Source organism: Pseudonocardia abyssalis (assembly GCF_019263705.2).
GTDB classification, from domain to species: Bacteria; Actinomycetota; Actinomycetes; order Mycobacteriales; family Pseudonocardiaceae; genus Pseudonocardia; species Pseudonocardia abyssalis.
This window is the reverse complement of sequence record NZ_JADQDK010000001.1, coordinates 5032384-5055611: the sequence shown is the minus strand read 5'-3', so window position 1 is coordinate 5055611 and position 23228 is coordinate 5032384. Positions and strand designations below refer to the sequence as shown.

The window sequence follows — 23228 nt, the reverse complement described above, 5'->3', positions numbered from 1 at the left end:
ACCTCGGTGACGCACAGGACCACCAGCACACGGCGAAGGCCGGCGCCGGACAGCGCGCCCGGCTCCGCCGTGTCGGCGTTCGCCGACGGCAGTGTTCCGTCAGCCTGCCGCCCCGGACCGGCCCCCGATCGAGAGCGGCTCCACCGGTCCGCAACATCCTGCGGCGGTCTCGGAGTCGTCGTCGGCGGGTGCGTCGACGAGCCCGGCGCCACCGCAGACCCCGGTCTCGGGCAGGACCAGCTCGACCCGGTCGGCCCCGGCCCGGTCGCCGGCGATCGCGGCCACCACCGAGCGGGTCTGCTCGTAGCCGGTGAGCGCGAGGAAGGTGGGGGCGCGCCCGTAGCTCTTCATGCCGACCAGGAACAACCCCGGCTCGGGCTGGGTGAGCTCGCGGGCACCGTGTGGGTACACCGTGCCGCAGGAGTGCACGTTCGGATCGATCAGCGGGGCGAGTTCGCGCGGGGCCTGCAGCACCGGGTCGAGGTCGACACGTACCTCGGAGAGCCAGCTCAGGTCCGGACGGAACCCGGTGAGGACGACGACCTCGTCGACGGGGTCGAGCTGCCGGTCCCCGAACGACGACAGCACCAGTCGGCCGTCGTCGTCGCGGTCGACGCCCGCGGTACGGAAGCCGGTCACCGTCGTGACCCGCCCGGCGCGGACGGCCTCGGCGGCGCGCAGCCCCAGCGCGCCACGGGCGGGGAGCTGATCGGCGTCGCCGCCTCCGAAGGTGGTGCCGATCGCGGCGCGGCGCAGCAGCCACTGGACGTGTGTGCCCGGGTTCTGCTCGGCCAGCTCGGCGAACGCGACCAGTGCGGTCAGCGCCGAGTGGCCGCTGCCCGCGAGCGCGATCCGCCGGCCCGCGTACCGCTGACGCACGTCGGGATCGGTCAGGTCCGGCACGCGGTAGGTGATGCGGTCGGCCGCTGCCGACTCGCCCAGTGCCGGGAGGCCGTCACCACCGAGCGGGCTCGGCACGGACCAGGTCCCGGACGCGTCGATCACGGCCCGCGCGAGGATGCGCTCCTCACCATCGGCGGTGGCGACACGAACGCTGAGGGGTTCGGTGTCGCGGGCCTGGTCGACCAACCGGTCCCAGCCGCGGCGCGCGACCCCGACCACCCGGGCGCCGTAGCGCACCCGGTCACCGAGTGCGTCGGCCAACGGCTGCAGATACGACTCCGCCCACTCCGCACCGGTCGGGTACGCCTTGGCGTCGGGGAACCTCCATCCGGTGGGCGCCAGGAGCTTCTCCGCGGCCGGCGCGACCAGTTCGCCCCACCGGGAGAACAGCCGCACGTGATGCCACTCCCGTACCCCGGTCCCGGCCGACGGCCCGGCCTCGAGCACGACGACCGGCAATCCCCGGTCCACCGCCTGCGCAGCCGCGGCCAAGCCGGCCGGGCCAGCGCCCACGACGACCACCGGAAGCTCGTCCACGCTCATCCTCACTCCTTCATCGATGACGGTCGATTCACGGTGCGGACTGTATCGACGGGCATCGATTGACGCAACCATCGACAGGCGTCGATACTCGGAGCATGACGACATCGCTGGGGACCCCGCCGGCCGTGCAGTTGGCGCCGGCCGATGCGAGCACCTACGCGGAGTGGTTCGCGTGCCTGGCCGAACCCATGCGGGTCCGCCTGCTCCACGCCGTGGCGGTCGCGGGGCGGGCAGTGACGGTGGGGGAGCTGACCGAGCAGCTCGGCATCAGCCAGTCCACCTGCTCACACCACGTGCGCAAGCTCGCCGACGTCGGCTTCGTGCACCTGCGCAAGGACCGCACCGCGACCCTGATCTCGGTGAACCCGGCCTGCTGCACCGGTCTACCGCACGCTGCCGACGCCGTCATGGGGATGCTCGCCCCCCGCCCCTGCTGCCCCGAGGACCTCCCGGCCGACGTCGACGTCCGAGCACTCGAACCCGGTGACTGGACGCATGTCCGCCGGATCTACGCCGAGGGGATCGCCACCGGACACGCGACCTTCGAGACCGAGGTCCCCACCCGCGACGCACTCGACGACGCCTGGCTGCCCGCGCACCGCTGGGTCGCCGAGATCGACGGCCGGGTCGCCGGCTTCGCCGCCGCACGGGCCGTCTCCACCCGGCCCGTCTACGCCGGAGTCGCCGAGACCTCGATCTACGTGGGCGACGGTCTCCGCGGCCGCGGCGTCGGAAGAACACTCATCCACCGACAGGTCAACGCAGCCGACGACGCCGGACTCTGGACGCTGCAGACCAGCATCTTCCCCGAGAACCGGGCCAGCCTGGCGCTGCACCAGTCCGCCGGCTACCGCACCCTTGGCCTCCGCGAACGCATCGGCCAGCATCACGGAGTCTGGCGCGACACGGTCTTCCTCGAACGGCGCAGAGCCGACGACCGGACCGGGATCACGGGCTGACCAGGTTCCTCGCCGAGATCGATGAGTGCCCTGTCGGGTCGGATGCGACTGCCGGGCGGCCGGCCTTGCATCGGGGTCGATGCGACCCTCCAACCGGACTCGTGGCGTCGAGCGACCGGGGACCACCGATGGTCGAGCACCCAGCACGACCCCGCCCGCAGCGGAGCGGGCCGGCCGGGTGTACCCGGACGTGCCAGGTGCCGAGAAGGACGCCGCGAAAGCCGTCGGCGCCCGCTCGGACCAGACCGCCGGGCGATGGTACGACCGGAGGCCGCCGACAGCGGCGCTGCGCCACCGGGCCGCCCATCCACCCGTGCCTGACCTGCTCCCGGGGGGACCGCGCGTCCGGGGCCGGGCTGTTCGTCGACATGGTCCCGCGATCGTGCTGGCTCACCAGTGTCCGGACCTGCGTGAGCCGACAGGACTGGGAGCAACTCCGCCGCATGATCACCCGCCGGGCCCAGCAGCGGTGTGAAGCCTGCGGAGCGACCGAGAATCACGCACGAGGCGGTCACCGGAGGCGCACGAGCGGTGGGCCTACGACGACCGGGCCGAGGTCCCGTCACCGGGCCGGCTGATCTGCCTGTGCTCGGCGTGCCCCCTGTCCACCCATCTCGGCTTCGCCAACGTCACCGGCCGCGCCGACCGGACACCCCGGGGACCAGGGCGACGCACTGGGCGGCCCCGACGACGAGCGCGTCGCGCAGGCGGATGTCGCCCTCGGCCCGTTTCCGGGTGGCGACGAGTTCGGCGACACACGTCACCGCGCTCCAGGCGGTGAGAGCGACGGCGACGACCCACAGGTCGCGCAACGGGCCGGAGACGATGTCTCGGGCGGCGAGGCCCACCACGCCGATCGGGACTGCCCCGACGACCGAGGTCGACAACGAGGAAGTCGGCGGCGGACTCGCCGACGGTGGTGCACAAGATCTTGATCAGCCAGAGCCAGAGGGTGACCTGGGGACCTTGTTCAGCAGTTCCCGGGTCGAGGTGTGGGTGGCCACGGCGCGGCTCAGCGGGCCGAACGGGCGCGGACCCGGGCGAGTACGGCGACGGCGAGCAGGAGCAGCGCGGTCTCGACGGCCATGGCGAGCACGCCGAGGGGTTCGGTCCAGTTGCCGATGTCGTCGGTGGCGTCGGGCAGGCCGACGCTGCGGCTGACGACGATCCCGAGCAGCGGTCCGGCGGCGACTCCGATCGCGAGCAGCCACCCCGACCGGGAGCGGGTCAGGAGCAGGACCGCGCACACCAGACCGGCGAGCTCGAGGACCCAGTAGCCGTAGCCGAGGTAGGCGGGGTCCTTCATCGCGGTCAGCCCGCCCTGGTCGAGCACGTGGATGACCGAGACGGCGAGGGCCAGGACCGCCCCGGCGATGCCGGCCAGGCGCAGGCCATCCGTCCGGCGCTCGGAGTGCTGACGGTTCGTGGTGTCGGGACGGTTCACGGGGCCTCGTTCGGGTCGGTGTGCGGCGGACCCGGACGGCCCGCTCGTGACCGAGCCTGTCGACCGGTTCTGTGAAGGTTCTGGGAACCGCACCGCCGCAGTCGGAGCAGTGACACCCGCGCCGTCACCGGCGGGGAGGAGTTCCCCGATGTGGGCGCGGGTGGGGCGGGGCACGGGAACGCTGAAGTGCCCCCGGGGGCCATCCGGTCCGGGCCGTTCGGGTATCCGGAGCGGAACGGGCGACTCAGTGGAGGAGCGTGAGCAGACCCTCGAGTCCGCGGGTGAACGCCGCGCCGACGTGGGTGGCGCCGTCGAGGTGGGCTCCGGCCATGGCTCCGTCGCGCATCATCAGGAAGTGCTGGGCAGCGTGCTCCGGCCTCCCTCGCCGCGGTGAGCTCCCGAAGACCTGCGTGAACAGGTCGGTGAGGGTGGCGACGTACCAGGTGCGGTGGTCGACCACGACCCGGTGCACGGCGTTCTCGGAGTCGGGGAACTCGGCCGCCGCCTTCAGGAACGCGCACCCCCGGAACTCGGGCCGGGACAGATCGCCCACGAGGGAGGTACCGATCGCACGGACGGCGTCGCCCGGCGAGGCCGCGGACCGGATGGCCTCGTGCACGACGCCTCGGGTGTGGACGTCGACGCCGTGCAGGTAGGCGACCACGAGGGCTTCCTTCGAGGGGAAGTGCCGGTAGAACGTGGCGCGCGTGGTCGGGGTCTCGGCGACGATCCGCTCGACCCCGACGGCCCGGATCCCCTCGCGGTAGAACAGCCCGCTGGCCGTGGACAGCAGCCGCTCGCGCGCCTCGGACCGTCCTGGCCCTGCCGTCGAGCCCCCGTCGGGGCTGGCCGCAGGGATGTCGGAGGTCGTACGTGGCGCCGGACTCACGACGTGACGGTAGCAGAAAGAACGATCGGTCTTGCATGGGCAGCGGCCGGGTGGCAGGGTGCCCACCACAAGGAAGAACGGTCTTTCTACTTGGAGGAAGCATGTCGAGCTCTCACGTGGCCAGTCGGAGACGGCCCTTGGCCGGTGCCGCGCCCGCATTGCGGCGGCTCCACCTCGTGCGTTTCGGATTCGCGCTGGTCTGGGCGGTCCTGCTGGTCCTGAACGCATCGAGCATCAGCCCGCTCACCGCGGTGCTGCTCGTGATCTACCCGCTGTTCGACGTGGCCGCCGCCGTGGTCGACCTCCGCTCGTCGCGGGCGACCGCGACCGGGGCCGCCGCGGGTCCGTACGCCACCGTCGCCCTCGGCGCGCTCGCCGCGATCGGGCTCGCCGTCGCCGTCACCTCGGGTGTCCCGGCGGTCCTGCGGGTATGGGGTGTCTGGGCCGTCGTCGCCGGGGGCGTCCAGCTCGCCGTCGCCCTTCGGCGCCGCGGACTCGGCGGACGGTGGGCGATGATCGCCAGCGGCTCCCTCTCCGTACTGGCCGGCGCCTCCTTCGTCGTCATGGCCTCGAGCGCCACGGGGTCGCTGGCCGGCATCGCGGGCTACGCCCTGCTCGGCGGCGTCTTCTTCCTCGTCTCGGCACTGCGCCTCGGCCGCGACGCGGGGAGGAGCTGACATGAGCGCCCACTCCACCGGCGCGCCGGAACAGCAGCTACGACGTGATCGTCATCGGCGGCGGACCGGTCGGAGGACGCACGGGATCGTCGAGGGGCTGGGGCCGGACCGCCGCCGGCTCGTCGTGGGGTCGTGGTCGTGGCACGGCATGGCGGCCGACCTCGGGCGGTTCGACGCCGACGCCGACGCCGACGTCGAGGTCGAGGTCGTCGGGGCCGTCGAGCTCCGCGCCGCCGTCGCGCGGCTCCCACGCCGCGGCCGCCCTCGACCCGGGATCACGCCGACGGCGAACTCACTGGCCCGACCGGTCCGGTGTCGGGCAGGTTCACGGGCATGAGGCTGCTGGTGCTGGGCGGGACGCGCTTCGTCGGCCGGGCCGTGGTGGCCGACGCACTGGCCCGGGGGTGGGACGTCACGACGCTGCACCGCGGCGTGACCGGCGTCTCGCCCGACGGCGTGACGACCCTGGTCGCCGACCGCACGTCCGGTCCCGCGCTCGCCGCGGCGCTGGGCGACGGTGAGTGGGACCTCGCCGTCGACACGTGGTCCGGGGCCCCCGCCGTCGTCGACGACGCCGCGCGCCTGCTCCGCGGCCGCGTGCGCCACGTCGGGTACGTCTCCACCGCGTCGGTCTACGCCTGGGGCAGCCACGTGGACGAGACCTCACCGCTGGTCGACGGCGACCCGCGGGCCGGTGACGGCGACTACCCCGCGCTGAAACGGGGGTCCGAGCTCGCCGTGCTGGAGTCGTTCCCCGACGCGCTGCTCGGCCGCGCCGGGCTGATCCTGGGGCCGCACGAGGACGTCGGACGACTCCCGTGGTGGCTGCACCGCATCTCCCGCGGCGGGCGGGTCGTGGCGCCGGGTCGCCCCGACCGCCCACTGCAGTACGTCGACGCCCGCGATCTCGCTGCCTGGATGCTGTCCGGGCTCGCCGACGGCCGGACCGGTCCCGTCGACGTCGTGAGCCGCTCCGGGCACGCGACGACGGAGGACCTCCTGCGCGCGGCCGTCGCGGCCACCGGGTCCGACGCGGAGCTGGTGTGGATCACCGAGGCCGAGCTGGCCGAGGCCGGTGCGGAACCGTGGTCGCAGCTGCCGTGCTGGGTGCCCGAGGCGGGGGAGTTCGCCGGCTTCCTCGAGGCCGACACCGCGCTGGCGGCTGCGACGGGACTGGTCTGCCGGCCCGTCGAGGAGACCGTGCGCGACACCTGGACGTGGCTGCGGCGCGACGGATGGCCCGAGCAACGGCCGGACCGTCCCGTCCACGGTCTCCCGACCGAACTGGAGGACCGACTGCTCGCTCGGCGGTGAACCGGGCCGCGTCAGATGGGCCGCCGGGCCGCCGCGACGACCGTCACCCGATCTTCGTCGTGACCAGCAGGTCCTCCGGGTAGGGGTGCAGGGCGTCGGCGAGCACCTCCTCGTTGGAGCCCCGGCCGGCAGCCGCACCGCCCCGAACCCGAGCCGCCCCACCGTGCGGTCGCCGCCGACGTCGAACGTGCTCGCGGTCCCTTCGTAGGGTTCGGCCGGCCCGAGGAGCCACCGTCCCGACTGCGGGAGCTGCCGAACCGGCTGCTGCTGCAACTCCTGCGCCCGGCCGACCGGCTGGTCGGTGACGCGCTCGGCCACCCGGACCCCCGGACCGGCTACGCCGTGCTCGCCCCGCCGGTGGAGTTCGGGGCGATGAGCCAGGCTGCGCCGACCGTCGCCGCAACACCGTGGCGGTCACGCCCGCCGTACGCCGCAGGCCCGACGCCCATGCAACGCCGGGTCGAGGAGGCCCAGGACCGTCTGCTGGCCCCGCTGGACCCCGCCCGCCGGTCCGCGCTGCTCGCGACCCTGCAGGAACTCGTCGAGCACCACCGCCGACCGTGACACGCACTACCGTGGGGTGATGGAGCCCGCGAACCGCAACCCCGAGGTGGACGCGTTCCTCGACGGGCTCACGCACACCCGGACGGAGGAGGTCCGGCAGATCCGGCTCGCCGTCCTGCTCGGTGAGCCCGCGATCACCGAGACCGTCAAGTGGAACGCCCCGAACTTCCGCTACGCCGACGAGGACCGGGTGACCTTCCGCCTCCAGCCGCGCGACCGGGTGCAGCTCGTCCTGCACCGCGGTGCGCGGGTCCGCGACGACGCCGACCTGTTCCGCTTCGACGACCCGTCCGGTCTCCTGCGGTGGCTCTCGCCCGACCGCGGCATCGTCACGCTCGCCGACGACGCCGAGACCAGTGCCCGTTGCGACGACGTGGTGGACCTCGTGCGGCGCTGGATCCGGGCCTGACTGCGCGCGCACGTTTACGCTCGGGGCGTGCCACCCACCGGCGGGGAGAACCCGCGCCAGCATCCTGCACGCACCGCCGCGCTCACCGGCGTCATCAGTGACGCCGGGGGCGGGGGCCGGCGGGTGTTCATCGACGCGACCGGGGCCTCGGTGCAGCTGCCGGCGTCGGTGCGCCGACTGGTCGCCACCGACGACGTCGTGGGCGCGATGCTGCTGGGGCTCGGTGCGGAGCTGGTCGGCTGCGCCGGAACCCTCGACGGAGTCGAGCCGGTCGGGGAGGCCCGGGCCCCGGACCTGCGGGCCGTGGCCGCTCTGAAGCCCGACCTGATCGTCGCAGGGGCCGCGGACCGTGCGCACGACCTCGCCGACGCGAGGCTGGTCGCGGCGCTGCGCCGGGTGGCCCCGGTCGTGGCCGTCGACACCGGGCGCCCGGCCGCCGCGCACGCCGACCTGCGGGCCCTGCTCGGTCCCGGCAAGGCGGCCCCGTCGACGGCGAAGCCCCCACGCCCCCGGCCGCCGGCGCCGAACCGCTCGCCCGGGCCGCCGTCGACCACGCCCGACCTGTTCTAGAACTCCGTGACGCCCGCGCCCGGCGCGAGCTCGTGCGCGGTGACGTGGCGCGAGTCGTCGGAGGCGAGGAACAGCACGGGACCGGCGACGTCCTCTGGCGCGGTGGTCTGCACGGGCAGCAGGTTCATGAACATCGCACCCAGGCGCTGGTCACCGGCTCCAGTGCGACGGCCGGGCCCCCCACCACGGCGACGGCGACGATCCGGTTTCAGCGTGACCATCGGCCCCGGGGCCAGAACGGTGGGCGCCTCGTGGAGCCCGAGGCGCCAGTCGGGTCCGGTGACAGCGGATCGAGAAGTGAACCCGCTCGCCGTCGGGGTGGCCGCGGTGGCGGCGTTCGTCGCGAGCGGCGCGTACTACGGCGCCCTCGCCGCCCGCCTGGCCCGCCTCTCGCCCGCCTACGCCGGGGAGCGCCGCTCGGTCGCCACCACGGCAGGGTTCGAACTGGTCCGCAACGTCGTGCTCGCCCTCGTGATCGCCGGCCTCGCCGCGGGGCTGGGCGTGACCGCGCTCGGACCGGCGCTGCTGCTCGCCCTCGCGCTGTGGGTGGCGTTCCCGGCCGTCCTGCTCACCGGGTCGGTCTTCCACGAGCGCGTGCCGGTGGCGCTCGCGGGCATCCATGCGGGTGACTGGCTGCTCAAGGTCCTGATCATCACGCTGGTGGTCGGCATCCGGGCGTAGCCGCCCCCACGACAGGACCTGTCGCCGCGATGGGTGGCCCGGCCGAAGGTGGGCCTCACGCGCAGTGCTGGGGCCGGTCCGGCCCGGGTCGGCGGCCGCTCTGCGTCGCACGCCGGGGGAGGGCGGTGCGCTCGTCCTCGCCGGCGACCGGCTCGGGGTCGATCGGCACCGAGGGATTCTCCAGCGCCGGTGCCGTTGTGCAGCGTTACGCCCTGCCCCGGCCGGGGTCAGCCGACATTGACCCCGAAGTCGCGCGCGATTCCCGCGAGCCCCGAGGCGTAGCCCTGCCCGATCGCGCGGAACTTCCACTCGCTGCCGCGCCGGTAGAGCTCGCCGAAGAGCATCGCGGTCTCGGTGGAGGCGTCCTCGGTGAGGTCGAAGCGCGTGATCTCGGCCTCGCCCGCCGCGTTGACGACGCGGATGAACGCGTTCGCGACCTGGCCGAAGCTCTGCCTGCGGTTGTCGGCGTCGTAGATGCTCACCGGGAAGACGATCTTGTCGACCTGCGGTGACATCCCGGCCAGGTCGACCTTGAGCTGCTCGTCGTCGCCGTCGCCCTCACCGGTGAGGTTGTCGCCGGTGTGCTCGACGGTGCCGTCCGGGCTGGTCAGGTTGTTGAAGAAGACGAAGTGGGCGTCGGAGAGCACCCGGCCGTCGGCGCCCAGCAGGATCGCGGAGACGTCGAGGTCGAAGTCGGCGCCGGTCGTGGCGCGCACGTCCCACCCCACACCGACGATCACGTTGGTGAGGCCGGGGGCCTCCTTGCTCAGGCTGACGTTCCCGCCCTTGGCCAGGCTGACGCTCACGTGCACTCCGTCCGGTCGATGATCTGCACTGCGATGCTAGGGGCATGAGCGTGCGCTGGGGGATCGTCGGGCCGGGTCGGATCGCGTCGAAGGTCGTGGCGGACTTCCCGCACGTGCCGGGCGCCGAGGTCGTGGCGGTCGCGTCGCGGTCGGCGGAGCGCGCGTCGGCGTTCGCGGCCGAGTTCGGCATCGGGCGCGTCCACGACTCCTACCGCGCGATCGTCGACGACGACGGGGTCGACGTCCTCTACATCGCCACGCCGCACCCGCAGCACCGGGCGGTCGCGCTGGCGGCGCTGCGGGCGGGCAAGGCCGTGCTCGTCGAGAAGGCGTTCACGGTGACGCCCGCCGCGACCCGCGAGATCGTCGAGGCCGCCGGTGCGGCCGGCGTGTTCGCGATGGAGGCGATGTGGACGCGCTTCCAGCCCGCGATCGTGCGGATGCGAGAGCTGATCGCCGACGGGGCGATCGGGGAGGTGCAGTCCGTGCAGGCCGACCTGGGGGCGCAGCACCCCACCGACCCGTCGGACCGCTTCTACGACCCCGCCGTCGGGGGAGGGGCGTTGTTCGACGTCGGGGTGTACCCGATCTCCTTCGCGCAGATGGTCCTCGGCACCCCCGACGCCGTCGCCGCGCACGGCACGCTGGCCCCCAGCGGCGTCGACGTCGAGGAGGCGGTGCTGCTGTCCTACCCCGACGGCCGGACCGCGTCGCTGCTCGCCTCGCTGCGCTGTGCCACCCCGGGGACCGCGCGCGTCGTCGGCACCGGCGGCTGGATCGACGTCCCCCCGCGCTTCCACCACCCGGACGCGATCGTGCTCTGCCGCAACGGGGCGGAGCCGGAGCGGATCGCCGCCCCACCTGCCGGCACCGGCTACGCGCACGAGCTGCGGGAGGTCACCGACTGCATCGCGGACGGGCGCCTGCAGAGTGCGGTGATGCCGCTCGCCGACACGGTGGTGGTGCAGGACGTGATGGACGCGGTGGCGCGGCGGCTCGGGATGGAGCCGCAGGAGGGGCCGGCCGAGCTGTAGAAGTTCTGTGGCCGGGAAGACCGTCCAGCCCCCTCCAGCGGAGGTCCTCCCGTGCCGCACACAGCAGTAGTCCGCCGCCGGGCCGTGCACAACTGAACGGTGCCCGCCGCTCGCTTGGCGGACAACTGACCGTCGCGAACCGGACAGCACGGCAGGCATAGTCCGGATGGTCGAGTGCGCATACCACCACGGCCGAACTAGCCTCCCTTGCTCGGCAAGGGAGAGGTTCATCAGTGACGGAATCGTTGATGCGACTGCACATCGAGACCAGGGATCCGGACGAGGCACACGACTGGCTGCGTGGCGCCTACGCCGACCACCGCGTGTCGCTCTCCGGACCGTCGACCGCGTTCCACTTCTCCCACAAGGTCGCCGACCTCGGCGCCGCCAAGGTCGGCGTCGCCCGGCACTCCATGTCGCTGCGCGGCACCTGGGACCCGCTCGACGACATCCTCCTGTTCAGCCACCTCCTCGAGGGACGCTTCACGATCCGCTCGCCGACCAGGGAGGTCGCGGCCGGTCCCGGCGACCTGTTCTCCTACGACCCCGACACGCAGATGACCGTCGAGTGGCACGACATCCGGATGGCCCAGGTGCGCATCCAGCGGTCGGTGGTGGAGCGGCTCGCCGCCGAGATGCTCGGCGACGACCGGCGCGTGCACCCGGTGAACTTCGACCTCGGCCGCCCGGCCTCCGCCACGAAGGCCGTGCACTGGAAGCGGCTCATGCAGTACATCACCGGCGACGTCGCGACCAACCCCGCGGCCCACGGCAGCCCGCTGGTGATGCGCCAGGTGCAGCGCATGCTCGTCGCGACGCTGCTCGACACCTTCCCGAACTCGGGCACCTCCGACGAGCCCCGCTCGTCCAACACCCCCGCCTCCCCGGACGCGGTGCGCCGCGCGATGGTGTTCATGGAGGAGCACGCGGCGGACGATCTCGACCTCACCGCCATCGCCCACGCCGCGCACGTGGGTCCGCGGGCACTGCAGCGGGCGTTCCGCCGGTCGATGGACACCACCCCGCTGGGCTACCTGCGCTCGGTCCGGCTCGACCACGCCCACGAGGACCTCCGCGCAGCCGATCCGGGCGACGGCGCCACGGTCGGCGCGATCGCCGCACGCTGGGGGTTCGGCCACCCCGGACGCTTCGCCGCCGACTACCGCGCACGCTTCACGAGATCACCCAGTGACACCCTGCGGGGGTGACACGCTGCGGGGATGACGGGACACTGTCGCGATGTCGATGATGACGATGCGCGTTCTGCGGCTGGTGGTCCACGTGCGGACCCGCGAGCCGGTGCTGCTCCTCGGTGAGGTCGACGGCGAGCGCTGCCTGCCCGTGTTCCTCCGCCGGCCCCAGGCCGACGCGATCGCGCTGGGCGCGCGCGGGGAGGACGACCCGCAGCTGCCCCAGGACGTGGTCGTCCCGCTGCTGCAGGGGCTGGGCCACGAGATCGTCGGGGCCGAGATCGTCGCGCTCGTCGACAGCAAGTTCCAGGCCGACCTGGTCTTCGCCGACGGGGCGCGGGTCGAGCTGCGCCCGAGCGACGCACTCGCCGTCGCGGTGCGGGAGGGCCTGACGATCGGGGTGGAGTCCGCGATCCTCGACGACGTGGGCCAGCCCATCGCCGACCTGTTCCCCGACGGCACCGACGCACCGCCGGAGAAGCAGCTCGAGGACTTCAAGAAGTTCATCGACGGGGTCTCACCCGACGACTTCGCCTGACCGCGGCCGCGGCGACCCCTCAGAAGCGTCCGCCGCCGCCCCGGCGTCCCCGCGACGACGAGCCGCCGAAGCTTCCCGGCGAGCGGCCGCCGCCACCTCCGCCACCGAAGCCGCCACCCCCGCCGAAGCCGCCGCCGCCACGGGTGGCCCCGGAGATGATGCCGCCGAGGATGAGGCTGCCGAGATCGACGCCGAGGCTGCTGCCCGACGACGACGGAGCCGACCAGTTCGACACGTCGGACTGGGCCAGCCGCAGCGCCTCCTGGGCCAGCGAATCGGCCTGCTGCGCCTCCCGCAGCGCGACGGCCGGGTCGCCGCCGGACGTCGCGAGGCCGAGGTGGCGCTGGGCCTCGGCGAGCCGCGTGCGGGCCGGCGCACCCACCGCCCCGCGCCGGGTCGTGACGAAGTCCGACGCCGCCGCGACGGCCGAGCGGGCGGTGAGCACGGTCTGCTCCAGCACCGCGGCGGTGCGCCGGCGCCGGTCCTGCTCCGCGCGGGCGGCCGCGATGGCCTCGTCGAGCGCGGTGCCGGCCTCGTCGAGCAGCCGCAGGGCCGCGATCGGGTCGGACGCCTCGGCCTGGTCCGACGCCGTGACCGCGGCCTCGGCCCTGGCGACGACCGGCGCGAGCGACGGGTCGAGCGCGCGGGCCTCGGCCAGGTCCTGCCCGGTCTCCGCGCGCGCGGCCGGGAGGGCCGCCGCCGCCTCGACCAGCTCGGCGCCGCGACGCGGGATGCCGTCGAGCAGCGTCTCGGCCTGGGTGACGGCATCCTCCGCGGCCCGGCCGGACACGACCGCGGCCGGGCGGGTGCCCGCGTCGAGCTGGGAGCGGGCGGCGGTGACCTCGGTGCCCGCGACGTCGAGCAGGTGCCGGGCCCGGTCCAGCGACTCGGCCACCGGCTCCAGCGCACTCGGGGCGTAGCGCGCGGAGAGCTGCGCCCAGGTCGCCTCGGACTGCGGGATCCGGGCGAGCACGGTCTCGCGGCGCCCGGCGAGGCCCGCGACGTACTCCGGGGCGGTGGCCTCGAGGTTGCGCAGCGCGTCGAACGCGGCGACCTGGGTGTCGAGGCGCTCGTCGGCCGCCCGGCACGCGCGGATGATGTCGGCGTACATCCGGCGCTTGGCCGGCTCGTCCTCGGGCACGTCGTCGTCGAGCAGCTGGCGGACGCCGAACGCGCGGAGCATGTCGGCCTTCGACGCCTCCAGGGCCGCGGCGAACCCGGCGACGGCCTCGTCGCCGAAGTGGCCGCGCGCGGCCGAGAGCTCGACCTCCGACGTGCGCACCGCCTCGTCGACCTCGATCAGACCGGCACTGGCCTGGTAGGCGAGGTCGTCGGTGGCAATGTCGGTGAACTCGTCGCGGGGCGCGGCGGGCTGGTCGGCCGGGGCCTGCGCCTGCGCGGTGCGGGTGCGCCGGCGGCGGCCCACCAGGTAGACGCCCCCGCCCACGACGACGACCCCGCCGAGCACCGCGGCCGCGACGGGGAACCCGCCCGCCCCGCCGCCGAGCCCGTCGGACAGCGCGATCGCCGCGCCCGCCCAGTCGTCGGCGGCGAGCGAGTTCTCGGCGTCGATGATCGCGGAGGCCACCGTCGAGTCCGACTGTCCGTAGTCGTCGGCGACCGAGACGCCGTAGGCACGGTCCCCGGTGGCGACGGCGAGCAGCACGTCGTCGCGGCCGAACTGGGACAGCGACGCGGACTCGTCGGCCCACTCCTGCCCGCCTGCGCCGTCGAAGGAGTCGACATAGACGACGAACAGCTGGGTCCCGTTGGCCTCGCGGAGCCGGCCGAACGCCTCGGTGATCCGGGCCTCGTCCCCGGCGGCGAGCACGCCCGCATTGTCGGTGACCGTCGGCCCGACGCGCGTCGGCGGCTCGGCCGCGGCGATCCCGCCCCCGAGCAGCCCGACCCCGACGAGCAGAGCCCCCAGCACCAGCAATCTGCGCACGACGACCTCCGCACCCGGGAATGATCCGCTCATCATGGCGCCCCGGCCGTCCGCCGCCGCCACGGACCGCCCGCAGGGCCACCCGGGCCGAATTGGCTATGGATCACCGGTCCACACCGGCGACGATGACGACATGGCCGCGATCGAGCTCCGTCCCCTGCCCGTCACCCAGGACCCGGTCCGGCGGCTCGCCCAGCTGGTCGCCGGCCTCGCGCTGTACGGCACGTCGATGGCGATGCAGATCCGCGCGACGCTCGGGCTCAACCCGTGGGACGTGCTGCACGAGGGGTTGGTCGAGCAGACCTCGCTCGGCTTCGGACTGATCACCGCGATCACGGGCGTCGTGGTGCTGCTGCTGTGGATCCCGCTCCGGCAGCGACCGGGGATCGGGACGGTCGCGAACGTGCTGGTCATCGCCGTCACCGTCGACGCCGCACTCGCCGTGATCCCGGCCCCGGAGGGACCGGTCGCCCGCATCGCGCTGATGACGGCCGGGATCGTGCTCAACGGGGTGGCGTCGGCCGCCTACGTCGGCGCGCGACTGGGGCCCGGCCCGCGCGACGGCCTGATGACCGGACTCGCCGCCCGCACCGGCCGCTCCCTGCGGCTGGTGCGGACGGGCATCGAGATCACGGTGCTGGCCGTCGGCTGGCTGCTCGGCGGGACGGTCGGCGTCGGCACGGTGCTCTACGCGCTGGCCATCGGCCCGCTCACGCAGGCGTTCCTGCCGTACCTGGTCGTGGGGGCCCGAACTCAGTGAACCGGCACGGCGGCGGAGTCGGGCTCCACGTCGGCGAGCGTCCACGGCCGCACGACCGTGATCAGCACGACGAGCGCCAGGAACAGGCCACCGGCGACGACCGTGCCCATCGCGAGCGCGTCGTTGCCCAGCACCCCGACGACCGGCGAGATCACCGCGCCGATGCCGAACTGGACGGCACCGAGCAGGGCGGCTGCGGTGCCCGCGGCCTCGCCGTGCCGCGACAGCGCGACGGCGGGGGCGTTCGGAAGGGCGAAACCGACGGTGAACAGCACGACCCACATCGCGGCGACGAGCCCGACGAGCCCGCCCGCCCCGGTGGCGGCGACGACGACCAGCACCGCACCCGCGACGGCCCCGGCGGCGACGGCGGCCGTGAGGATCTGACGGGGGTCGAACCAGCGCAGCAGCACCGGGTTGGCCTGGGTCGCCGCGATCAGCCAGATCGCGCCCGAGCCGAAGACCAGGCCGAACTGCTGCTGGTCGAGCCCGTACTGCTGCTGGAACACGAACGACGAGCCGGAGACGTAGCCGAGCAGCGCCGACATCGCGAGCCCCGCGACGATCACCAGCCCCACGAACGCGCGATCGCCGAACAGGGCGCCGTAGTCGCGGATCGTGCCCGCGACGCCCGCGGTCCGGCGCCGGGCCTGCGGCAGGGTCTCCGGGAGGAAGCGGTACGCGATCGGGATGAGGACGAGGCCGTACACGGCCAGCGCGGCGAACACCCCGCGCCAGGACGTGACCGACAGCAGGGCCCCGCCCAGCGTCGGCGCGACGACCGGGGCCACGCCCATCACCAGGATCAGCCGGGACAGCATGGTGGCAGCCGGGCGGCCGGTGTAGAGGTCGCGCACGATCGCCAGCGCGATGACGGCCCCCGCGGCCGCGCCGACGCCCTGCAGGACGCGCAGCCCGCCGAGCACCGCGACGTTCGGGGCCACGACGCACAGCACGGACGCGAGGACGTGCAGACCGGTGCCGAGGAGCAGCGGGCGCTTGCGGCCGAACGCGTCGGACAGCGGCCCGATCGCGAGCTGGCCCAGCGCGAGCCCGATCAGCGTGCCGGTCAGCGTCAGCTGGACCGTGGCGCTCGTGGTCAGGAACTCGGCGGTGATGGTCGGCAGGGCCGGGAGGTACATGTCGATCGTCAGCGGGCCCAGCGCGATCAGCGCGCCCAGGATGACGATCAGCCGCAGCCGCTGACCCCGGTCGGGGGCCGTGCTCAGCTCGACACGATCGGGGGTGGTCGTCACTGGGCGGGTTGTCGTCACTGAGCGGTCAAGGAACGATGTCGGGCGCGTTGTTCCCGTTCACCGTCGGGTGTGACGGCGCGCACAGGATGCGGCGGGTTACCGTGCGCCCATGCTGGTCGAGCGGATGCAACCGTTCACGTCCACGATCTTCGCCGAGATGTCGGCGCTGGCCCTGCGGACGGGGGCGATCAACCTCGGCCAGGGCTTCCCCGACACCAACGGACCGCCGTCGCTGCTCGCCGACGCGGCGGCCAACATCACCGGCGGGGTCAACCAGTACCCGCCCGGACCCGGCGTCCCGGCGCTACGGGCGGCGGTGGCGGAGCACCAGAGCCGGTTCCACGGCCTGTCGGTCGACCCGGACGACGTGCTCGTCACGACCGGGGCCACCGAGGCGATCGCGGCCGCGGTGCTCGGGCTGTGCGAGCCGGGCGACGAGGTCGTCACGTTCCAGCCGTTCTACGACTCCTACGCCGCGACGGTGGCGCTGGCCGGGGCCGTCCTGAAGGCCGTGCCGCTGCGACCGCCGTCGTTCGGCTTCGACCCCTCCGAGTTGCGCGCGGCCTTCTCGGCGCGGACCCGGGTCGTACTGCTCAACACCCCGCACAACCCGACCGGGGCGGTGTTCACCGCGGTGCAGCTGGCCGAGATCGGCGAGCTGGCCGCGGAGTTCGGGGCGGTGGTCGTCGCCGACGAGGTGTACGAGCACATGGTCTTCTCCGGCGCCGTGCACACCCCGATCGCGACGCTGCCCGGGATGGCCGAGCGCACGCTGACGATCTCCTCGGCCGGCAAGACGTTCTCGGTGACGGGGTGGAAGGTCGGCTGGGTGCACGGGCCCTCCGAGCTGGTGGCGGCGGTGCGCGCGGCGAAGCAGTTCCTCACCTACGTCAGCGGGGCGCCGTTCCAGCCCGCCATTGCCGCCGCGCTCGCCCTGCCCGACTCCTTCTACACCGACCTCGCCTCAGGCCTGCAGGGCAAGCGCGACCTGCTCTCCGACGGCCTACGTGCGGCGGGCCTGACCGTGTACCCCTCGGCGGGTACCTACTTCGTGGTCACCGACGTCGCGCCGCTGGGCGTCACCGACGGGGCGGACTTCTGCTGGCGGCTGCCGGAGCTGATCGGGGTGGCCGCGGTGCCGGTGTCGGTGTTCTGCACCGACCCGGAACTGGGTCGCACGCTGGTGCGGTTCGCGTTCTGCAAGCGCGACGAGGTGTTGACGGAGGCGGTCTCCCGGCTCGCCGGGCTGCGGGCCGCCCTGGGATCGACGCCGTGAGGGGCTACGGGTTCACCGCCGTCGGGGGACCGGAGCACGAGGCGTTCCTCGACGTCCCGGAGCCCGAACCGGGACCGGGCGAGTTGCTGGTGCGGGTACGGGCGGCCGGGGTCAACCCGGGTGACTGGCGGCTGCGCGACGGCGCCTACGGGGTGGAGCCGCCGGCCGTACTGGGCCGGGAGGTGGCGGGCACGGTCGTCGGCCTGGGCGCCGGGGCCGAGGGGTTCGCCGTCGGCGACGAGGTGTTCGGCGGCTGCCCCGGCATGGTCGGCGGATGGGCGCCGCTGGCCCGGGTCACCGCCTCGTTCGCAGCGCTGCGACCCGACGGCGTGGCGCCCGCCGACGCCGCCGTCCTCCCGGTCGCCGCGGGCACCGCGTACGACGCCCTCACCGGCCTCGATCTCCCGCCCGGTGCGACGCTGCTGGTCAACGGCGCGGGCGGCGGGGTCGGCGTGGCCGTGGTGCAGCTCGCCGTCGCCCGCGGTCTGGTGGTGGTCGGCATCGCCGGCCCGGCCAAGGAGGAGTTGCTGCGCCGCTTCGGGGCGGTGCCGGTGGCCTACGGCGACGGGGTGCTCGACCGGGTGCGCGCCGTGGGCCCCGTCGACGCGGTGTTCGACCTCGTCGGCGGCACCGCGCTGCGCACCGTCGCGGAGCTGGTGCCCGACCGGTCCCGGCTCCGGTCGGTGGCCGACAAGCCGCTGGTCGCCGAGCTCGGCGGCGCCGACGTGACCCGCGACCGGAGCACCGCGGTGCTCACCGAGCTGGCGCGGCTGGTCGCGGCGGGCGAGCTCGACCCGCACGTCACCGGGGTGCACCCGTTCGAGGCGGCCGGTGCCGCGCTGGCCGCGGTCGAGCGCGGCCACGAGGCCGGCAAGGTCGTACTGGAGATCGCCTGACAAGCACGCTTGACATTCGGACGCGGCAGGCGCACGGTGGAGGCGTGACAAGTGAACTTGACAAGAGCATGGGTGACCGCGCCCGCACCAGCGCCTACCACCTCGACTTCTGGCCCGGCATCGTCGGCTACGTCGTCGTGCTCGGGGCGGTGACGGTCCTCGGCGACCTGGACGGCACGAGCCCGTGGCGGTTCCTGTGGGCGCTGCTCCCGGTGCTGCCCGCGCTGTGGGTCATCCGCGCCGTGGTGCGGCACGTGCGCCGCATCGACGACTACCAGCGCGGGCTGCTGCTGCGCGGGCTCGCCGTCGGCTTCGCCGCCGCGATGATCGCGTCCATCACGATCGGCTTCCTCGACGTCGCGGGGCTGGACGTGCCGCTGGCCGGCTGGATCGTCTACGGCGTCGGCATGGTCGGCTGGGCCCTCGCAGCGGCGGTCACGAACCGGTGAAGAACAGCCTCAAGGCGCTCCGCGAGGCCCGGGGCTGGACGCAGGGGGCGCTCGCCGACCGCCTCGACGTCTCCCGGCAGACCGTGAACGCCCTGGAGAAGGGCCGCTACGACCCCAGCCTCCCGCTCGCCTTCCGCATCGCGCACCTGTTCGAGCGGCCCATCGAGGCGATCTTCGAGCCCGACACCGTGCCGGCACCCTGACCCGGGTCGTGACATTTGTGCGTACCGACCGGCGGGGTCCGGGCGCCAGGATCGCTCCATGAACATCGGGGCGCTCGTCGGCGGGTCGTTCGGTCTGGTCTACGTGCTGGTCAACGCGGGGGCGCTCGGCTCGCCGACCGGACCGGTGCTGCAGGTGGCGGGCGTGCTCGCGTTCGTCACGCTGGTGGTGCTGACGTTCCGCGGCCGCGGCGCGGGTCCCGGCGAGCGGCCGCACTTCGACCGCCTCTACTGGCTCGTCGTGCTCGGCGAGGTGGCCGCGATCTTCCTGGGGTCGCAGGTGCTGAACGCGCTGGGCCTGCCGCCGCTGCCGTGGGTGACGATCGTCGTCGGCCTGCACCTGCTGCCGCTGGCCCGGATGTGGAAGGCCCCGGTGCTGGGCCGGGCCGGCGTCGTCCTCGCCCTGCTGGGCGCGGCGGGCCTCGTCGCGGCGGTCGCCGGGGGGTCGGCCGCCGTCGTCGCGCTGCTCGCCGGGGTGCTGCCGGGCGTGTTCATGCTCGGCGGCCTGCTCCGGGGCGCCGCCCGCCCGGCCCGCGTGGCCGCCTGACGCTGCGACCCGTCAGCGCTCGAGGCGGACCACGACCCACTTCGACGTCGGGGTGTTGGACTCCAGCGCCACCGAGTCGAGCGGGATCAGCGGGTTCGTCTCCGGGTAGTACGCCGCGACGCAGCCCTTGGGCGTGGAGTACTCGACGAGCCGGAAGCCGTCGGCCCGCCGCTCGACCCCGTCGGACCACTCGCTGACCAGGTTCACCACGTCGCCGTCGGCGAAGCCCAGCTCGGCCAGGTCGGCGGCGGAGACGAACACGACGCGGCGGCCGTGGTGGATGCCCCGGTAGCGGTCGTCGAGGCCGTAGATCGTGGTGTTGAACTGGTCGTGGCTGCGCATCGTCTGCAGCACCAGCCGCCCCTCCGGCACCTGCACCGCGGCCAGCGGGCTCACCGAGAACACGGCCTTGCCGGGCTCCGTCGGGAAGGTGCGGCTGTCGCGCGGGGGGTGCGGCAGCGTGAATCCGCCGCGGGCCCGGATCTTCTCGGCGTAGTCGTCGCAGCCGGGCACGACGCGGGCGATGCGGTGCCGGATCTCGTCGTAGTCCTTGGCGAACGCGTGCCACGGGATGCCGTGGCGGTCGCCGAGGGTGGCGGCGGCGATGCCGCACAGGATGCCCACCTCGGAGCGCAGGTTCGCACTCGCCGGCTCCATCCGCCCGCGCGACGCGTGCACCGCCGACATCGAGTCCTCGACCGTGACGCGCTGCTCGGTCCCTCCGGACAGGTCCTTCTCGGTGCGGCCCAGCGTCGGCAGGATCAGCGCGGTCTCCCCGCAGACCACGTGGCTGCGGTTGAGCTTCGTCGAGACCTGGACGGTGAGGGCGGCCCGGCGCAGCGCCGCCTCGGTGACGTCGGTGTCGGACATGGCCGAGACGAAGTTGCCGCCGAGGCCGACGAAGACCGTCGCGTCGCCGTCGCGCAGCGCCCGGACGGCCTTGACCGCGTCGAACCCGTGCTCGCGCGGGGGCTCGAAGCCGAACTCGTCGCGCAGCGCGTCGAGGAAGGAGTCGGGGGAGCGCTCCCAGATGCCCATCGTGCGGTCGCCCTGCACGTTGGAGTGCCCGCGGACCGGGCACAGGCCGGCGCCGGGCTTGCCGATCATGCCCTGGAGCAGCGCGACGTTGACGAACTCCTTGATCGTCGCGACGGCGTTGCGGTGCTGGGTGATGCCCATGGCCCAGCAGTTGACGATCTTGTGCGACCGCGCGAAGACGTCGGCCAGCTCCTCGATCTGCTCCCAGCGCAGGCCGGTGGCGGCGAGGACCTCGGCGCGGTCGATCTCGGCCAGGTGCGCGGCGTAGGCCTCGAACCCGACGGTGTGCTCGGCGATGAACGCCTCGTCCGCCACGCCCCTGCGCAGCAGCAGGTGACCCAGCGCCTGCCAGAGCGCGAGGTCGCCGTCGGAGCGGACCTGCAGGTAGTGGTCGGCGAGCTCGGTGCCGCGCCCGGCCATGCCCGAGGGCTTCTGCGGGTTGTTGAACTTGAGCAGCCCGGCCTCGCGCAGCGGGTTGATCGCGACGATCGTGGCCCCGTTGTGCTTGGCGATCTCCAGCGCGGAGAGCATCCGCGGGTGGTTCGTGCCCGGGTTCTGCCCGGAGATGACGATGAGGTCGGCCTCGTGGACGTCGTCGAGGGAGACCGAGCCCTTGCCGATGCCGATCGTGTCGGCGAGGCCCACCGAGGTGGACTCGTGGCACATGTTCGAGCAGTCGGGCAGGTTGTTCGTGCCGTAGGCGCGGGCGAAGAGCTGGTAGACGAACGCGGCCTCGTTCGACGCCCGGCCCGAGGTGTAGAACAGCGCCTCGTCCGGGGACGCGAGCCCGTTGAGGTGCTCGGCGACCAGCGCGAACGCGGCGTCCCAGGTGATCGGCTCGTAGTGCGTGCCGCCGGCGCGGCGGACCATCGGCTCGGTGAGCCTGCCCTGCTGGCCCATCCAGTACTCCGAGCGCGTCTCCAGGTCCGCGAGGGAGTGCGCGGCGAAGAAGTCGGGCCCGATGCGGCTCGTGTCGCCCTCCCAGGCGACGGCCTTGGCCCCGTTCTCGCAGAACTCCGCGGTGTGGCGGTGCTTCGGGTCCGGGTCGGGCCAGGCGCAGCTCATGCAGTCGAAGCCGTCGACCTGGTTGAGGCGCAGCAGGTTGCGCGCCGTGCGCACCGGCCCCATCTGCTTGACCGCCATCCCGAGGCTGACGGCGACGGCGGGGAGTCCGGCGGCGGCGGTCTTCGGCTGGCCGACCTCGATGTCGGGCTCGGGCTGTACGGCGGTCATGCCCTCGATGCTAGGCAGAACGCCCGTACCGGACCCTGCCGGAGTCCTCCGGTGTGACCAGTTCGTCCAGGGAGAGCCCGAGCGCCGTGGCGAGGGCCGCGACCGTGAAGAACGCCGGGGTCGGGATGCGCCCGGTCTCGATCTTGCGCAGGGTCTCGGGCGAGATCCCGGACTCCGCGGCGACCTCGACGAGGCTCCGGTCCCCGCGCGCCGCGCGCAGCACCGCGCCGAGCTGCTCGCCGCGCTCGCGCTCGGCCGGGGTGAGGGGGACGCGGACCATGGGGGCGATAGTAATACCGGCAGACTCCGGAGCATGACCGTGCTGAAGACGCCGTCCGAGATCGACGCGATCGACGCCGCCGGGACCGTCGTCGCCTCCGTGCTGGCCGCCGTCCGGGCCGCGGCGGCCCCCGGCGTCCGCCCGAGCGATCTGGACGACCTGGCCTCGGACCTGATCGCTCAGGCGGGGGCGGTGTCGAGCTTCCGCGGCTACCACCCGCAGTGGGCGCCCGGGCCGTACCCGGCGGTGCTGTGCGTCAGCGTCGACGACGCGGTGGTGCACGGGATCCCGTCCACCGACCCGCTCGCCGACGGCGCGCTGCTCAGCGTCGACTTCGCCGTGCACCTCGACGGCTGGTGCGCCGACGCGGCGTTCTCCACGGTCGTGGGCACCCCGTCACCCGGTGACCAGGCCCTCATCGACACCGCCGAGCGCGCGCTCGCCGCCGGGATCGCCGCGGCCGTGCCGGGGGCGCGGATGGGCGACGTCGCGCACGCGATCGGGTCGGTGGCCCGCGGCGCGCGCTACGGGATGCTCGCCGACCACGGCGGGCACGGCGTCGGGCGGGCGATGCACGAGTCGCCGCCCGTGCCCAACGAGGGGAAGGCCGGGAAGGGCCCGCGGCTGAAGCCCGGTCTGGTGATCGCGATCGAGCCGATGCTCACCCACGGCACCGACCGCTACCGCCACGACCCCGACGGCTGGACCCTGCGCACCGCCGACGGCAGCCGAGCGGCGCACGCGGAGCACACGATCGCGGTGACGGACGCGGGTCCGCGGGTGCTGACGACCCGCTGAGCCCG

General features: G+C 74.0%; 29 protein-coding genes. 19 read left to right on the top strand and 10 right to left on the bottom strand.

Annotated elements, in window-relative coordinates:
* Positions 1 to 99: 99 nt before the first annotated feature.
* A complete protein-coding gene (locus I4I81_RS24780; RefSeq protein WP_218605200.1) occupies positions 100 to 1440 on the bottom strand; it encodes an FAD-dependent oxidoreductase in 1341 nt (446 codons plus the stop codon).
* Between the two features lie 101 nt (positions 1441 to 1541).
* Here I4I81_RS24780 and I4I81_RS24775 point away from each other — a divergent pair, with 101 nt between their 5' ends.
* Positions 1542 to 2405 carry a helix-turn-helix domain-containing GNAT family N-acetyltransferase gene (locus I4I81_RS24775; RefSeq protein ID WP_218616368.1) on the top strand — a complete coding sequence of 288 codons (864 nt, stop codon included), beginning with the start codon at positions 1542 to 1544 and terminating at the stop codon, positions 2403 to 2405.
* A 79-nt stretch (positions 2406 to 2484) separates the two neighbouring features.
* Complete coding sequence (locus I4I81_RS31685) at positions 2485 to 2880, top strand: DUF5710 domain-containing protein (RefSeq protein ID WP_225924687.1); 396 nt, start codon at positions 2485 to 2487, stop codon at positions 2878 to 2880.
* A gap of 154 nt (positions 2881 to 3034) precedes the next feature.
* Here the strand turns inward: I4I81_RS31685 and I4I81_RS24765 are convergent, their stop codons facing one another.
* The 3 genes from I4I81_RS24765 to I4I81_RS24755 all read right to left on the bottom strand — a co-directional run bounded on the left by I4I81_RS24765 (position 3035) and on the right by I4I81_RS24755 (position 4738).
* On the bottom strand, positions 3035 to 3292 hold the full coding sequence (locus I4I81_RS24765; RefSeq protein ID WP_218606372.1) for an undecaprenyl-diphosphate phosphatase: 258 nt from the start codon (positions 3290 to 3292) through the stop codon (positions 3035 to 3037).
* 125 nt (positions 3293 to 3417) lie between these two features.
* A complete protein-coding gene (locus tag I4I81_RS24760; RefSeq protein ID WP_218606373.1) occupies positions 3418 to 3849 on the bottom strand; it encodes a hypothetical protein in 432 nt (143 codons plus the stop codon).
* Positions 3850 to 4093: 244 nt separating this feature from the next.
* Complete coding sequence (locus tag I4I81_RS24755) at positions 4094 to 4738, bottom strand: TetR/AcrR family transcriptional regulator (protein WP_226363555.1); 645 nt, start codon at positions 4736 to 4738, stop codon at positions 4094 to 4096.
* Between the two features lie 176 nt (positions 4739 to 4914).
* On the opposite strand from I4I81_RS24755, the gene I4I81_RS24750 reads away from it, so the two are divergent.
* From I4I81_RS24750 to I4I81_RS24725, 6 genes are all read left to right on the top strand, one after another.
* Positions 4915 to 5415 carry a hypothetical protein gene (locus tag I4I81_RS24750; RefSeq protein ID WP_443690150.1) on the top strand — a complete coding sequence of 167 codons (501 nt, stop codon included), beginning with the start codon at positions 4915 to 4917 and terminating at the stop codon, positions 5413 to 5415.
* 1 nt (position 5416) lies between these two features.
* Positions 5417 to 5752: a hypothetical protein gene (locus I4I81_RS24745; RefSeq protein WP_218604133.1), complete on the top strand. Its 336-nt coding sequence runs from the start codon at positions 5417 to 5419 to the stop codon at positions 5750 to 5752.
* Positions 5749 to 6729, top strand: coding sequence for an NAD-dependent epimerase/dehydratase family protein (locus I4I81_RS24740; protein ID WP_218604132.1), 981 nt, complete (start codon positions 5749 to 5751; stop codon positions 6727 to 6729). The genes I4I81_RS24745 and I4I81_RS24740 overlap by 4 nt, the downstream gene beginning before the upstream one ends.
* Positions 6730 to 7071: 342 nt before the next feature.
* Entirely contained in the window at positions 7072 to 7293 is a 222-nt protein-coding gene (locus I4I81_RS24735; RefSeq protein ID WP_218604131.1) for a hypothetical protein, read from the top strand.
* Between the two features lie 19 nt (positions 7294 to 7312).
* On the top strand, positions 7313 to 7702 hold the full coding sequence (locus I4I81_RS24730; RefSeq protein ID WP_218604130.1) for a DUF1801 domain-containing protein: 390 nt from the start codon (positions 7313 to 7315) through the stop codon (positions 7700 to 7702).
* A 27-nt stretch (positions 7703 to 7729) separates the two neighbouring features.
* Positions 7730 to 8272 (top strand): TroA family protein, encoded by a 543-nt coding sequence (locus tag I4I81_RS24725; protein ID WP_218604129.1) that lies wholly within the window; start codon positions 7730 to 7732, stop codon positions 8270 to 8272.
* Here I4I81_RS24725 and I4I81_RS31280 read toward each other — a convergent pair.
* Entirely contained in the window at positions 8269 to 8400 is a 132-nt protein-coding gene (locus tag I4I81_RS31280) for a hypothetical protein (RefSeq protein WP_267460841.1), read from the bottom strand. The genes I4I81_RS24725 and I4I81_RS31280 overlap by 4 nt on opposite strands.
* 169 nt (positions 8401 to 8569) lie before the next feature.
* Between I4I81_RS31280 and I4I81_RS24720 the strand changes: the two genes are divergently transcribed.
* Entirely contained in the window at positions 8570 to 8953 is a 384-nt protein-coding gene (locus I4I81_RS24720; protein ID WP_218604128.1) for a DUF1761 domain-containing protein, read from the top strand.
* 227 nt (positions 8954 to 9180) lie between these two features.
* On the opposite strand, the gene I4I81_RS24715 is transcribed toward I4I81_RS24720, so the two are convergent.
* The gene (locus I4I81_RS24715; RefSeq protein WP_218604127.1) at positions 9181 to 9759 is read right to left on the bottom strand and encodes a TerD family protein; all 579 of its coding nucleotides are present in this window, start codon (positions 9757 to 9759) and stop codon (positions 9181 to 9183) included.
* Positions 9760 to 9803: 44 nt separating this feature from the next.
* On the opposite strand from I4I81_RS24715, the gene I4I81_RS24710 reads away from it, so the two are divergent.
* From I4I81_RS24710 to I4I81_RS24700, 3 genes are all read left to right on the top strand, one after another.
* The gene (locus tag I4I81_RS24710) at positions 9804 to 10793 is read left to right on the top strand and encodes a Gfo/Idh/MocA family protein (RefSeq protein WP_218604126.1); all 990 of its coding nucleotides are present in this window, start codon (positions 9804 to 9806) and stop codon (positions 10791 to 10793) included.
* A gap of 233 nt (positions 10794 to 11026) precedes the next feature.
* Positions 11027 to 12001, top strand: coding sequence for an AraC family transcriptional regulator (locus tag I4I81_RS24705; RefSeq protein WP_218604125.1), 975 nt, complete (start codon positions 11027 to 11029; stop codon positions 11999 to 12001).
* A 31-nt stretch (positions 12002 to 12032) separates the two neighbouring features.
* Positions 12033 to 12521, top strand: coding sequence for a bifunctional nuclease family protein (locus I4I81_RS24700; RefSeq protein ID WP_225924685.1), 489 nt, complete (start codon positions 12033 to 12035; stop codon positions 12519 to 12521).
* 19 nt (positions 12522 to 12540) lie between these two features.
* On the opposite strand, the gene I4I81_RS24695 is transcribed toward I4I81_RS24700, so the two are convergent.
* Positions 12541 to 14469 carry a TPM domain-containing protein gene (locus I4I81_RS24695; protein WP_218616365.1) on the bottom strand — a complete coding sequence of 643 codons (1929 nt, stop codon included), beginning with the start codon at positions 14467 to 14469 and terminating at the stop codon, positions 12541 to 12543.
* Between the two features lie 133 nt (positions 14470 to 14602).
* Between I4I81_RS24695 and yczE the strand changes: the two genes are divergently transcribed.
* Positions 14603 to 15229: a membrane protein YczE gene (gene yczE / locus I4I81_RS24690; protein ID WP_218603609.1), complete on the top strand. Its 627-nt coding sequence runs from the start codon at positions 14603 to 14605 to the stop codon at positions 15227 to 15229.
* Here the strand turns inward: yczE and I4I81_RS24685 are convergent.
* A complete protein-coding gene (locus I4I81_RS24685; protein WP_218616364.1) occupies positions 15223 to 16485 on the bottom strand; it encodes a multidrug effflux MFS transporter in 1263 nt (420 codons plus the stop codon). The two genes, yczE and I4I81_RS24685, sit on opposite strands and share 7 nt — an antisense overlap.
* A gap of 109 nt (positions 16486 to 16594) precedes the next feature.
* On the opposite strand from I4I81_RS24685, the gene I4I81_RS24680 reads away from it, so the two are divergent.
* The 5 genes from I4I81_RS24680 to I4I81_RS24660 are packed head-to-tail and all read left to right on the top strand — an operon-like array spanning position 16595 to position 19874.
* The gene (locus I4I81_RS24680; RefSeq protein ID WP_218603607.1) at positions 16595 to 17761 is read left to right on the top strand and encodes a pyridoxal phosphate-dependent aminotransferase; all 1167 of its coding nucleotides are present in this window, start codon (positions 16595 to 16597) and stop codon (positions 17759 to 17761) included.
* Positions 17758 to 18657, top strand: coding sequence for an NADP-dependent oxidoreductase (locus I4I81_RS24675; protein WP_218603606.1), 900 nt, complete (start codon positions 17758 to 17760; stop codon positions 18655 to 18657). Before I4I81_RS24680 ends, I4I81_RS24675 begins: the two co-directional genes overlap by 4 nt.
* A 44-nt stretch (positions 18658 to 18701) precedes the next feature.
* Complete coding sequence (locus I4I81_RS24670; protein WP_218603605.1) at positions 18702 to 19106, top strand: hypothetical protein; 405 nt, start codon at positions 18702 to 18704, stop codon at positions 19104 to 19106.
* Positions 19103 to 19309, top strand: coding sequence for a helix-turn-helix transcriptional regulator (locus I4I81_RS24665; protein ID WP_218603604.1), 207 nt, complete (start codon positions 19103 to 19105; stop codon positions 19307 to 19309). The genes I4I81_RS24670 and I4I81_RS24665 overlap by 4 nt, the downstream gene beginning before the upstream one ends.
* Positions 19310 to 19367: 58 nt before the next feature.
* Positions 19368 to 19874, top strand: coding sequence for a hypothetical protein (locus I4I81_RS24660; protein ID WP_218603603.1), 507 nt, complete (start codon positions 19368 to 19370; stop codon positions 19872 to 19874).
* Positions 19875 to 19886: 12 nt separating this feature from the next.
* On the opposite strand, the gene I4I81_RS24655 is transcribed toward I4I81_RS24660, so the two are convergent.
* Positions 19887 to 22145, bottom strand: coding sequence for an FdhF/YdeP family oxidoreductase (locus I4I81_RS24655; protein ID WP_218603602.1), 2259 nt, complete (start codon positions 22143 to 22145; stop codon positions 19887 to 19889).
* Between the two features lie 10 nt (positions 22146 to 22155).
* Positions 22156 to 22425, bottom strand: a complete 270-nt coding sequence (locus I4I81_RS24650) for a helix-turn-helix domain-containing protein (RefSeq protein ID WP_218603601.1) — start codon at positions 22423 to 22425, stop codon at positions 22156 to 22158.
* Positions 22426 to 22458: 33 nt separating this feature from the next.
* On the opposite strand from I4I81_RS24650, the gene map reads away from it, so the two are divergent.
* The gene (gene map / locus I4I81_RS24645) at positions 22459 to 23223 is read left to right on the top strand and encodes a type I methionyl aminopeptidase (protein ID WP_218603600.1); all 765 of its coding nucleotides are present in this window, start codon (positions 22459 to 22461) and stop codon (positions 23221 to 23223) included.
* Positions 23224 to 23228 lie beyond the last annotated feature (5 nt).

Coding starts and splice junctions, on each gene's coding strand:
- yczE (WP_218603609.1), top strand. CDS start 14,603: ATGGCCGCGATCGAGCTCCGTCCCCTGCCCGTCACCCAGGACCCGGTC.
- I4I81_RS24775 (WP_218616368.1), top strand. CDS start 1,542: ATGACGACATCGCTGGGGACCCCGCCGGCCGTGCAGTTGGCGCCGGCC.
- I4I81_RS31685 (WP_225924687.1), top strand. CDS start 2,485: ATGCGACCCTCCAACCGGACTCGTGGCGTCGAGCGACCGGGGACCACC.
- I4I81_RS24660 (WP_218603603.1), top strand. CDS start 19,368: ATGAACATCGGGGCGCTCGTCGGCGGGTCGTTCGGTCTGGTCTACGTG.
- I4I81_RS31280 (WP_267460841.1), bottom strand. CDS start 8,400: ATGAACCTGCTGCCCGTGCAGACCACCGCGCCAGAGGACGTCGCCGGT.
- I4I81_RS24710 (WP_218604126.1), top strand. CDS start 9,804: ATGAGCGTGCGCTGGGGGATCGTCGGGCCGGGTCGGATCGCGTCGAAG.
- I4I81_RS24650 (WP_218603601.1), bottom strand. CDS start 22,425: ATGGTCCGCGTCCCCCTCACCCCGGCCGAGCGCGAGCGCGGCGAGCAG.
- map (WP_218603600.1), top strand. CDS start 22,459: ATGACCGTGCTGAAGACGCCGTCCGAGATCGACGCGATCGACGCCGCC.
- I4I81_RS24730 (WP_218604130.1), top strand. CDS start 7,313: ATGGAGCCCGCGAACCGCAACCCCGAGGTGGACGCGTTCCTCGACGGG.
- I4I81_RS24655 (WP_218603602.1), bottom strand. CDS start 22,145: ATGACCGCCGTACAGCCCGAGCCCGACATCGAGGTCGGCCAGCCGAAG.
- I4I81_RS24700 (WP_225924685.1), top strand. CDS start 12,033: ATGTCGATGATGACGATGCGCGTTCTGCGGCTGGTGGTCCACGTGCGG.
- I4I81_RS24745 (WP_218604133.1), top strand. CDS start 5,417: ATGAGCGCCCACTCCACCGGCGCGCCGGAACAGCAGCTACGACGTGAT.
- I4I81_RS24680 (WP_218603607.1), top strand. CDS start 16,595: ATGCTGGTCGAGCGGATGCAACCGTTCACGTCCACGATCTTCGCCGAG.
- I4I81_RS24740 (WP_218604132.1), top strand. CDS start 5,749: ATGAGGCTGCTGGTGCTGGGCGGGACGCGCTTCGTCGGCCGGGCCGTG.